This window comes from Pseudoduganella sp. RAF53_2, assembly GCF_052113985.1.
In the GTDB taxonomy this organism is placed as follows: Bacteria; Pseudomonadota; Gammaproteobacteria; order Burkholderiales; family Burkholderiaceae_D; genus Rugamonas.
The window spans coordinates 1-10,081 of record NZ_JBFRDW010000159.1 but is presented as its reverse complement, the minus strand read 5'-3'; the positions used below and the strand labels follow the sequence as shown (position 1 = coordinate 10,081).

Here is a 10,081-nt window from a genome sequence, read left to right as displayed (position 1 = left end):
CTGCTGACCGGCGCCGTGCACGCGGCCGAGAATCCCCAGGTCTCCATGAAGACCACGATGGGCGAAATCATCGTCGAACTGGACCAGGAAAAGGCGCCGATCTCGACCGCCAATTTCATGGCTTACGTAAAGAGCGGCTTCTACAAGGACACCATTTTCCACCGCGTGATCAATGGCTTCATGATTCAGGGCGGCGGCTACACCTCGGACCTGAAGAGCAAACAGGGTCTGCGCCCCACCATCAAGAGCGAAGCAAAGAACGGCCTGCACAACGACGCTTATACGATCGCGATGGCGCGCCACGACGATCCGAATTCCGGCCAGTCGCAGTGGTTCATCAACGTGGTCGACAACCCCGGCCTCGACTATCCAGCGCCGGACGGCAATGGCTACGCGGTGTTCGGCCGTGTGATCCAGGGCAAGGAGACGGTCGACAAGATCAAGACCGTGCTGGTGGACGACAAGCCGAATTTCCAGAACATTCCTGTGGTGCCGATCGTGGTGAAGTCGGTGACGGTGCTCAAGCATCGCATCGTGCCGCCTCCGCCTCCAGCGCCAACACCTGAACCCGCGCCTGAGCAGCAGCAACCGGCCGCCGAACCAGCGCCAGTTCCGACGCCAACTCCGGTCCCGGCACCGGCCGAACCAGCGCAGCAGCCCGTGCCAACGCCCGAAGCGTTAAAATAGCGTTTTGCCATTGGCTGCGGTACACTCCCGGCCCTCGTATTAAAGGAAAAAGAACATGACCACCATCACCATCACCACCAACAAAGGCAAGATCGTCGCTGAACTGGATGCTGAAAAAGCACCGAAGACCGTCGAGAACTTCCTGCACTACGTGAACGCAGGCCACTACGACAACACCATCTTCCACCGCGTGATTGACGGTTTCATGATCCAGGGCGGCGGTTTCGAGCCAGGCATGAAGCAGAAGCCGACCGACCAGACCGTGGAAAACGAAGCCAAGAATGGCCTGAAGAACGAGCCTTACACCCTGGCCATGGCCCGTACCTCGGCGCCGCACTCCGCCTCCGCACAGTTCTTCATCAACGTGAAGAACAACTCCTTCCTGGACTACCCAGGCCAGGACGGCTGGGGCTACGCCGTATTCGGCAAAGTGACCGAAGGTACCGACGTGGTCGATGAAATCCGCAAAGTGCGCACCACCCGCTCCGGCATGTTCGCCGACGTGCCAGTGGAAGACATCATCATCGAAAAAGTCGAAGCCGCTTAATCTTGATTCTCCTCATCTCCGACCTGCACCTACAGCCGGAGCGCACTGCGTTGACGGAAGCGTTCCTGCGCTTCCTCGACGAACGCGCGCTGCAGGCCAAGCAGCTATACCTGCTGGGTGATCTGTTCGAATATTGGGCGGGCGACGACGATCTGTCCGAGCCTTTCCATCAGCAGATCGTGTCTGCCCTGCGCCGCGTGAGCGACGCGGGCGTGCAGCTGTTCTGGATCGCGGGCAATCGCGATTTCCTGGTCGGCTCCGCCTTTGCCGACGCCTGCGGCCTGACCCTGCTGCCCGAAACCTGGGTGATCGAGGCTGGCGGCCAGCGCATCGCGCTGCTGCATGGCGATGCCCAGTGCACGGACGATGTGAAGTACATGGCATTCCGTGCCCAAGTGCGCCAGCCAGCGTGGCAGCAGCAATTCCTGTCCATGCCGCTGGAGCAGCGCAAGCAGATCATTGTCGGCCTGCGCGAGAAGAGCAAGGAAGGCCACGCCGAGAAGTCCTACGAAATCATGGACGTTACGCCGCAGGCGATCGCGGACGTGTTCGAACAAACCGGCACATCGGTCATGATCCACGGTCACACGCACCGCCCTGCCCTGCACGTGGTGGATGGCAAGCGCCGTTATGTACTGTCTGACTGGGAACCCGAGCTCTCGCCCCCACGCGGCGGCTGGATCGCCATCGCCGACGACGGCAGCATCACGCGCCACGCGCTCGATGGCTCGGTGATTCAGTAGGCCACACTTCCTCTTCGGTCCATCCAAGTTCAGCGAAGTCCTGCCTGCGCAGGGGGGCTTCGCTCGCGCAGAAAAACTCATCGAGCTGGGGCGGCGCGACAGGCGTCGAGGACAGCATCGCGTGCACCTGGCCGCGATGGTGGATCTGATGCTCGAACACGTGCGCCAGCAGGCGCTCGCGCGTGTCGCGCTGTTCATGATCGATGCGGGCGATGACTACGATGTCGTTGAGCGCGTCGTCGCTTAGCTGGCTGGTGTAGTCGATCAGGCGCTGGTCGGAGGCGCGCTGGGCGGCCCATAGCTCGGCGCAATTTGCGAATGGTTCTTCCGGGCGAAAGAAGCTTTGGTAGTCGGGATGCGGTGGTTCGCCGCGCAGGTTGCGATCCAGCGCGTCGATGTAGAACCAGTCCACGGTGAGGATGTGGTTCAGCGTCGCTTTGATCGACGGGAAGAAGCCGGTGCGCGGAGCTTCGAAATCGGCTTGCGTAAGCTGCGCACAGGCGCGCAGCAGGCGGTGGTTGGCCCAGGCGTTGTTGTAGGCGCAGGCACGCAGATGGCGCGACAGGCGATTCGAGGGCATCACGCGGCTCTCGCTGCCACCGGCGCCGGAGCATGTTCGGCGGCGCCACCGGCAGCTTGCGTCGCGGCGCGCGCGGCGTCGCTCCATGCGCCGATGGAGGCGCGGTAGCCGGCTGGCAGGCGCTCTGGCAGCATGTCCGGCGCGAACAGGCCGAGGCGCTTGTGTTCGTGGCTGATGGCGGCGTTGAAGGCACCTTGCAGCGTGCAGGCATAAGTCGYGATGAACACGTGTTTACCTGGAATGACTTCAAACAGATAACTGTCCAACGGAGCTCCGACCGCGACATCAAGATTCAGCTCTTCACGGATTTCACGCGCCAGGCATTCGGTGGCGGATTCGCCCAGCTCGATACGGCCACCGGGCAGCTCCCATTCTTCGCGTTCGTTCATCAGCAGCACAACTTCGCCGGATGGCGCGGCCAGCACGCCCTTGATGGAAACTGGGTACATTCAATCTTCCTCGTGCAAGCCATTGATGCCGTCGGCGTCCTGCAGGATGGCGTGCAGCGCGGTGTAGAGCGCCGCAACTGCCGGTGGACGGGGATCTTTGCCGAGCAGGCGGGCCATCAGGCCGCTCTCGGCGAAGACAAAGGCTTGCCAGCCCTGCTCAGCATTGGCGCAGGCGATGTACAGATCGCAATCGGACGCCGTCACCGGCACGCACCAGCCGAAATCTTCAGGAATCGCAGGACCGGCGGGCTCAAAGCCTTGCGGCGGCAACTCGGCAGCCAGCCACTCAGCAAGCTGGCGGCCAAAGATGCCGGGATTGGTCAGTTCGTCCTCGCCGGGAATCGCTTCGAAGCGGGAGGACTGGAACATCAGGACAGGACTGTGCATGCCGATGCTCCTTCCCGGCGGTGCTCAGCTGCGCGGCAGCGTGGCGAAGGCCGCGTTAAGGCGGCGGATCAGGGGCTGGTTCATGGAATGCGTGTGGCGGTTCCAGTGATCCATGGTCTTCTGCAGTTCATTCTGCAGACGCTGGGCCAGTTGATACTCGCGCATATTGGCAGCCCAGATGGCGAATTCGGCGCGCGCTTCGAAACTGCCGAAGCGGTCCACGGCCGACTCGAATTCCGCCCGTGCTTCGTCATTACGACCAGCGGCAGCCAGGGCTTGCGCCAGCAGCACACTGGTTTGCTCGGGACGGAAGTTGCGGTCGGTGCGGCGAATAAATTCCAGATGCGTGATCGCCTCGGCGGGACGCGCGCAGGCGATATTGGCCCGTGCGGCGCCAAGGCGAATGTCCATGTCGCTCGCAAAGGCGCCTTGCAGGCAAGCTTCATACGTCTTGGCGGCTTCCTGCGCCTCGCCAGCCTCGAGCAGCGCTGCGGCCAGGCGCATCTGATTCTGCGCGGTCGGCGTGAAATCGAATGCGGCACGCGCATCGCGCAGTTCGCGCGTCGGGTCCAGCGCTTTCGCGGTGGCCGCCACAACCTTGCGCGCGCCATGTTCGATACGCGAATTCGGCAGGTAGATGCCAAAGAAGTACACGACACTGCCCAGCAGCGGGAAGCTGAACAGGATCAGCAGCCAGTACATTTGCTGGCGGCTGCGGATGGCGTGGATAGCGAAGAAGATCGCGACCAGGATGTGAAGGCCGACTCCGATAAACGGCATTGCTGAGACTCCGAATTATTTGATGGAGTTCATTATAAGCAATGTCCGCTTATTTCTGGCTTAGCGCCCTTCACGAACCGGTTCAAGATGGATTGTGAGCCCGTCCGCTGTTGCACGAATGCTGGTTGGCTGGAACTGGACGCCTGCATATCGCAAGTCTTCCGGCTTGAATGTGTACAAAGGCACATCGCGCACCAGCGAATCGGCCAGCACATTGCCGATGGCGCCCAGCTTGGCCTGGGTGTGCTCGTCCATGCCGTTAATGATGAAATTGTCCATGCGCGCATCGGCGAGATAGACGGCGTTGCGCACGTTGTCGACTTTGAGGTAACCCGACAATGTCAGGCTGCCCTGCCAGCCGCTGCGCGCCAGCAGCGAATTGACGGAAAGGTCGGTGCTCAGCGCGAGACGATCGGCGCCGCCGTCCGTGCTTAATTGGGGACGTACCAGTTCAATGTCGAACAGRCCAAGCGCACGGTGATGCACGGGGAATCGTTTGTCCAGGCCGTGCTGCAGGCGGGCCATCGGGACGTCGATGTCGCGCGGGCCAATGATGGACGCGCAACCTGCCAGCGTGGCGGCGGCAATGCAGGCGGCAACGATGAATGTGCGGCGGATGACGGTCATGCAAGATCCTTTGTTTTAGAGTTGACCGCATCTTAACGGGGATTAGCGATGAATGGTTTACGCCTGGGTGTTGCCGGCTGGTCGATTCCGCGTGCGGACGTGGGCTCTTTTCCCGCCGATGGCAGTACGCTGCAGCGTTATGCAGCCGTGTTCAATGCGGTTGAAATCAATTCATCGTTCTATCGTCCGCACAAGCCGGAGACTTATGCGCGCTGGGCCGACAGCGTGCCTGACCAATTCCGTTTTGYCGTCAAACTGCCAAAGACCATCACGCACGAGGCGCGGCTGCTCGGCGCCGAGACACTGATGGACCGTTTCGCCGGCGAGGCAGGCGCATTGGGCGCAAAGCTGGGATGCGTGCTGGTGCAGTTGCCGCCGTCGCTGGCTTTTGAGGCCACGACAGCGCAGGCGGCGCTGGCCGCGCTGCGGGCGCGTTTCGATTGCCTGCTCGCTTGCGAAGCGCGGCACGGGACGTGGTTCGCCGATCCCGCGACCGCGCTGCTGCGCGAATTCGGCGTAACGCGCGTGATCGCGGACCCGCCAGTCGGCGAGCCGGGACCGTATGCCGCGACTTCGGCGACGGCCTACGTGCGCTTGCACGGCAGCCCGCGCATCTATTTTTCGTCCTACGAGCCGGAGCGCCTGGCGCGTGTGCGCGAATGGCTGGCCACCCAACAGGACGCCTGGTGCATCTTCGACAACACAGCATCCGGCGCAGCGGTGCCGGATGCGCTGGCGTTGATGCGTACTTAGTAAGCAAAGCAGATATTCCCTTCCGCCTCGTCATATTGCAAAATAAACACTTGCGCGGCGAAGTTTTAGTGTTATAGTTCACTACAACACCAGTCCATTAACACACCACTGGAGGAGCCGCAGTATGTGGAATGAAAACACGCCGATCTATCGCCAGCTCAAGGAGCGGGTCATCGGCATGATGCTGGACGGCTTGCTGAAGCCGGGAGACGCCCTGCCCTCTGTACGGCAGGTCGCCGCCGATTATCAGTTGAATCCGATCACCGTCTCCCGAGCCTATCAGGAGCTGGTTGATGAAACCTTGGTAGAAAAACGGAGGGGATTAGGTATGTACGTCACAGAAGGCGCTGTCGATAAGCTGCTGTCCACCGAACGCGATCGCTTCGTGCGCGAAGAATGGCCTGCGATGGTCGAGCGCATTCGCCGCCTGGGCCTGGACATCGAACAACTGCTGCGCGCCGCCGCCGTACCGCCGGCGCCGAACGGAGGCCGGGCATGAGTGCGCTGATTACGGCGAAAAACCTCAGCAAGCGTTACGGCAAGACGGCTGCGCTGGATGCCGCCAGCTTTGAAGTGCAGCCCGGCCGCATCGTCGGCCTGATTGGCCCCAACGGTTCCGGCAAGACCACCACGCTGAAAGCCATCCTCGGCCTCACGCAATTCGAGGGCGAGCTGACTGTGCTGGGCATGGACCCGCGCCAGCACCGCGATGAGCTGATGAAGGATGTCTGCTTCATCGCCGACGTGGCGATCCTGCCGCGCTGGCTGAAAGTCAAGGACGCCATCAATTTCGTGGAGGGCGTGCATCCGCGCTTCAACCGCGCCAAGGCCGAGAAATATCTGGCCGCGACCAAATTGAAGCCGGACACCAAGGTCAAGGCCATGTCCAAGGGCATGATCGTGCAGCTGCACCTGGCGCTGGTGATGGCCATCGACGCCAAGCTGCTGATCCTGGACGAACCGACGCTGGGCCTGGACATCCTGTACCGCAAGCAGTTCTACCAGAACCTGCTGGAAGACTACTTCGACGAGAACAAGACCATCGTCATCACCACCCATCAGATCGAGGAAGTGGAGCACATCCTGTCCGACCTGATGTTCATCCGCGAAGGCAAGATCACGCTCGCCGCTTCGATGGACGAAATCGGCGACCGCTACACCGAAGTCATGGTGCAGCCGGAATTTCTCACTGCCGCCAGCGCGCTGCAGCCGCTGTCGCAGCGCACCGTGTTCGGCAAGGCTGTGATGCTGTTTGACGGCGTCTCGCGCCACCAGCTGGAGCGCTTCGGCGAGATGCGTACGCCCAGCGTGGCGGATCTCTTCGTGGCCAGCATGAAAGGAACCTACGAATGAAAACGATGAAATGGCTGCTCCAGCGCGAATACTGGGAGCACAAGGGCATGCTGGTGTGGGCGCCGCTGGCGGTGGGCGTGGCGCTGGTGCTGATCAGCGCCGTGATGCTGATGGCCGGGCACAACGTCGGCTTCGAAGTCAATGGCCACGCCTTCAACAGCATGACCACGGTCGACATCGCCCCCGAAGAACGGGCGCAGATTGCCCAGGTGGCGGCGGCTGCCTTCCCGATGGTGGCGATTCCGGTCTACGCCATGCTCGGCTTCCTGGTGTTCTTCTACTGCCTGGGCGCCCTGCATGACGAGCGCCGCGACCGCAGCATCCTGTTCTGGAAATCGCTGCCGGTGTCGGATGCGCAAACAGTACTGTCGAAAGCCGTGATCGCGCTGCTGGTGGTGCCGCTGATTGTGCTYGGCGTCGCCTTTGCCGCGTCGCTGCTGATCATGCTGATGGCGGGCCTGGTGCTGGCGTCGCACGGCGCCAATCTGTTCGGCGCCTTGTTCAGCTCCGGCCAGTTCTGGCTCACGCCTTTGCGCATGCTGTCGCTGGTGCCGATCTATATGCTGTGGGCGCTGCCCTCGGTTGGCTGGCTGCTACTGGTATCGAGCTGGGCGCGCAGCAAGACCTTCCTGTGGGCCGTGGCTGGTCCGATGCTGGCCGGCGGCCTGCTGATCTGGATCGAGCGCGTGTTCCATCTGCCGCTGTTCGCCAAATGGTTCTGGGACAACGTCGTGATGCGCCTGCTGCTGAGCGTTGTGCCGGGCCAGTGGATCATCTTCAGCGACCATGCCCGCGAAGCCATGGAGCAGACCAGCCCGCACGACCAGCCGATCCGCGTCGCGATGGAATTCTTCCAGCAAGCCTGGACATCGCTGGGTTCCGGCACCTTGTGGAGCGGTGTGATTGCCGGCGTGGCGATGATCATTGCGGCGGTGTGGGTCCGCCGCTGGAGCGAAGCAAGCTAAATCAGAAATGGTACTCGGCGCGGACCATCGGGGTCTGCGCCAGGCTGCCCGGCACGTTCGAAGGATTACCGAACTTGTTGCGCCAGTATTGGTACTCGAAGCCCGCCTTCAGCTTGCCCGCCTTCAAACCCACCGCCGAACTGCAATCGTACATAACCTGCATGTCCAGATTCGTTTCAGCGCCGGTGGGACCACCGAATTCATCGCGGCCCTTGCTGCCGATGTAGTTCACATAGCCTTCGAACGACCAGCCGCTGCCGCCCAGCGGAATGCCCCAGGAAGCATTCAGCATCGCATGCGTGTCGTAGTGATAGCGGCTGGCGACGCCGATCGGCGCATTGCTCTCCCAGATCGCCAGCAAGCTCACGTTCAGGAAACCCGGCACATCCACCATCAGGGTCGGTCCCGCCACCAGCATGCGCTTGCGCGAAGCGTAGCTCTTGTCGTTCTTGTGGTTGATGTCGAAGCCCGCCGTCAGCCCCAGGCCGCGCAGGCCGAAGCCCTTGAATTCGTGGCCGGTGACCTTGCCGACGTCCAGCGTGTGGCGGTACAGCAGATAGGCCTCGGTCGCGTTGTCGTCGCGGTCATCGGACTTCAGCACGTCCAGGTTCATGTAATTGCCGCCATACTGATAACCGTCGGCGTGCGTCAGGAAAACGATATGCTTGTGGATGTCGTTCGGGTTGTACGGCTCGGCGAACTTGGTCCCATAGCGGTAGCCCACGGAAGTATCGCTCCAGTCAAACGCCGCCGCCGGCTGGGCCGCGCCCAGTGCCAGGGCCACCACACCAGCCGCCTTGAAGAATCGATTCATGTGTTCTCTCGTTTAACGTAGTCTCGGGGTGGCATCCAGTTTGAACAGGCCAACCACCTGCTCCAGCTGGGCCGCCTGCTCGCTCAGCGACTGCGCCGCTGCTGCCGCCTGCTCCACCAGCGCGGCGTTGCGCTGGGTGGTGTCGTCCATCTGGCCCACGGCCTCGTTCACCTGATCGATGCCCAGGCTTTGTTCCTGGCTGGCGCCCGCAATCTGCGCCATCAGTCCTGTTACTTCGCGCACCGACCGCACGATATCGTGCATGGCCACGCCCGCCGAATCGGCCAGCTTGCCGCCATCCGCCACGTGCTGCACCGAGGCCGTGATCAGCTCCTTGATTTCCTTGGCCGCTGCCGCACTGCGCTGCGCCAGGTTGCGCACCTCGCTGGCCACGACGGCAAAACCGCGGCCCTGCTCGCCGGCGCGCGCTGCCTCCACTGCTGCATTCAGAGCCAGGATATTGGTCTGGAAGGCGATGCCGTCGATGACCCCGATGATGTCGGCAATCTTGTTCGAGCTGGCGGTGATGGACGCCATCTTCTCCACCACCTGCCCCACCACCTCGCCACCGCRTTTGGCGGAATCGGAGGTGCTGGCCACCAGCTTGTTCGCTTCTTCCGCGTGCGCTGCGTTGTTATGCACGGTGGACGTCAGCTCTTCCATTGCCGCTGCCGTTTGTTCCAGATTGGAGGCCTGCGCCTCAGTGCGCGCCGAGAGATCCATATTGCCGCTGGCGATGTCGCCCGTGGCGTCGGCGATGGCGCGGCTGCTTTCGCGCACGCGCAGGATGGTGGTATTCAGCGATTCGACGAAGCGGTTGAATGCTGCCGCCAGCGCGCCGATTTCGTCCTSCGATTCGACCGGCATGCGGCGCGTCAGATCGCCGCCGCCGCTGGCAATATCTTCCAGCAGTTGCGCCGCCTGCGCCACCGGCGCTGCGATCGCGCGGCTGATCACGAAGATGGCCAGCATGCCCACACCGCCACCAATCACGGCCGCAATCAGCGAAGTCATGGCCGCGCCGCGCACGATCCCGGACAGCACTTCGGCTTCCGGCACTTGCGCGATCAGATAGGCATTCACCTCCGGGATGAAGGACGACGCCACCAATTGCTCGCCGCCGTCAGCCTTGTAGTGGTCCGCGGTGTAAGCCGCGCCGCCCAGCAGGCGCCTGGCCAGATCGGCCGACATGCCCGGCATATCTTTCAGCTGGTGCTTGCCGTCCACCAGCTTGGGATCGCGGTGAATCAGGATGGTACCGTCGGCGCGCACCAGGTACACATAGCCGGATTGTCCCAGCTTGTAGTTGCGCACCGTCTGCGCCAGCGTGTTGACCGCCAGGCCCAGGCCGGCAACCGCCAGCTTGTCGCCCGGCGTTTGCGCACGCGAGTTAATG

At 62.4% G+C, this 10,081-nt stretch carries 14 protein-coding genes; 7 read left to right on the top strand and 7 right to left on the bottom strand.

Annotated features, from left to right (window positions below; translation table 11 throughout):
* The 3 genes from AB4Z11_RS11780 to AB4Z11_RS11770 form a co-directional block, all read left to right on the top strand.
* Window positions 1-687: peptidylprolyl isomerase (locus AB4Z11_RS11780; protein ID WP_442025437.1), on the top strand; the 687-nt coding region annotated here is incomplete at its 5' end.
* Window positions 688-742: 55 nt separating this feature from the next.
* Entirely contained in the window at window positions 743-1,234 is a 492-nt protein-coding gene (locus AB4Z11_RS11775) for a peptidylprolyl isomerase (protein ID WP_442025436.1), read from the top strand.
* A 2-nt stretch (window positions 1,235-1,236) separates the two neighbouring features.
* Window positions 1,237-1,977, top strand: coding sequence for a UDP-2,3-diacylglucosamine diphosphatase (locus AB4Z11_RS11770; RefSeq protein WP_442025435.1), 741 nt, complete (start codon window positions 1,237-1,239; stop codon window positions 1,975-1,977).
* Here the strand turns inward: AB4Z11_RS11770 and AB4Z11_RS11765 are convergent.
* From AB4Z11_RS11765 to AB4Z11_RS11745, 5 genes are read right to left on the bottom strand one after another with little or no spacing between them, the layout of a single operon-like run.
* Window positions 1,940-2,557, bottom strand: coding sequence for a DinB family protein (locus AB4Z11_RS11765; RefSeq protein WP_442025438.1), 618 nt, complete (start codon window positions 2,555-2,557; stop codon window positions 1,940-1,942). The genes AB4Z11_RS11770 and AB4Z11_RS11765 overlap by 38 nt on opposite strands.
* Complete coding sequence (locus AB4Z11_RS11760; protein ID WP_442025434.1) at window positions 2,557-3,006, bottom strand: NUDIX hydrolase; 450 nt, start codon at window positions 3,004-3,006, stop codon at window positions 2,557-2,559. The genes AB4Z11_RS11765 and AB4Z11_RS11760 overlap by 1 nt, the downstream gene beginning before the upstream one ends.
* Window positions 3,007-3,393, bottom strand: a complete 387-nt coding sequence (locus tag AB4Z11_RS11755) for a hypothetical protein (protein ID WP_442025433.1) — start codon at window positions 3,391-3,393, stop codon at window positions 3,007-3,009.
* 24 nt (window positions 3,394-3,417) lie between these two features.
* The gene (locus AB4Z11_RS11750) at window positions 3,418-4,173 is read right to left on the bottom strand and encodes a hypothetical protein (RefSeq protein ID WP_442025432.1); all 756 of its coding nucleotides are present in this window, start codon (window positions 4,171-4,173) and stop codon (window positions 3,418-3,420) included.
* A 60-nt stretch (window positions 4,174-4,233) separates the two neighbouring features.
* The gene (locus AB4Z11_RS11745) at window positions 4,234-4,800 is read right to left on the bottom strand and encodes a DUF1439 domain-containing protein (RefSeq protein WP_442025431.1); all 567 of its coding nucleotides are present in this window, start codon (window positions 4,798-4,800) and stop codon (window positions 4,234-4,236) included.
* A gap of 48 nt (window positions 4,801-4,848) precedes the next feature.
* On the opposite strand from AB4Z11_RS11745, the gene AB4Z11_RS11740 reads away from it, so the two are divergent.
* The 4 genes from AB4Z11_RS11740 to AB4Z11_RS11725 all read left to right on the top strand — a co-directional run bounded on the left by AB4Z11_RS11740 (window position 4,849) and on the right by AB4Z11_RS11725 (window position 7,871).
* The gene (locus AB4Z11_RS11740; protein ID WP_442025430.1) at window positions 4,849-5,553 is read left to right on the top strand and encodes a DUF72 domain-containing protein; all 705 of its coding nucleotides are present in this window, start codon (window positions 4,849-4,851) and stop codon (window positions 5,551-5,553) included.
* Between the two features lie 124 nt (window positions 5,554-5,677).
* On the top strand, window positions 5,678-6,052 hold the full coding sequence (locus AB4Z11_RS11735; RefSeq protein WP_395407349.1) for a GntR family transcriptional regulator: 375 nt from the start codon (window positions 5,678-5,680) through the stop codon (window positions 6,050-6,052).
* Entirely contained in the window at window positions 6,049-6,906 is an 858-nt protein-coding gene (locus AB4Z11_RS11730; protein WP_442025429.1) for an ABC transporter ATP-binding protein, read from the top strand. The genes AB4Z11_RS11735 and AB4Z11_RS11730 overlap by 4 nt, the downstream gene beginning before the upstream one ends.
* Window positions 6,903-7,871: a hypothetical protein gene (locus tag AB4Z11_RS11725; RefSeq protein WP_442025428.1), complete on the top strand. Its 969-nt coding sequence runs from the start codon at window positions 6,903-6,905 to the stop codon at window positions 7,869-7,871. The genes AB4Z11_RS11730 and AB4Z11_RS11725 overlap by 4 nt, the downstream gene beginning before the upstream one ends.
* Window position 7,872: 1 nt before the next feature.
* On the opposite strand, the gene AB4Z11_RS11720 is transcribed toward AB4Z11_RS11725, so the two are convergent.
* Window positions 7,873-8,685 (bottom strand): outer envelope protein, encoded by an 813-nt coding sequence (locus tag AB4Z11_RS11720; RefSeq protein WP_442025427.1) that lies wholly within the window; start codon window positions 8,683-8,685, stop codon window positions 7,873-7,875.
* A 12-nt stretch (window positions 8,686-8,697) separates the two neighbouring features.
* Window positions 8,698-10,081 (bottom strand): methyl-accepting chemotaxis protein (locus AB4Z11_RS11715; RefSeq protein ID WP_442025426.1); only part of this gene is annotated, 1,384 nt, incomplete at its 5' end.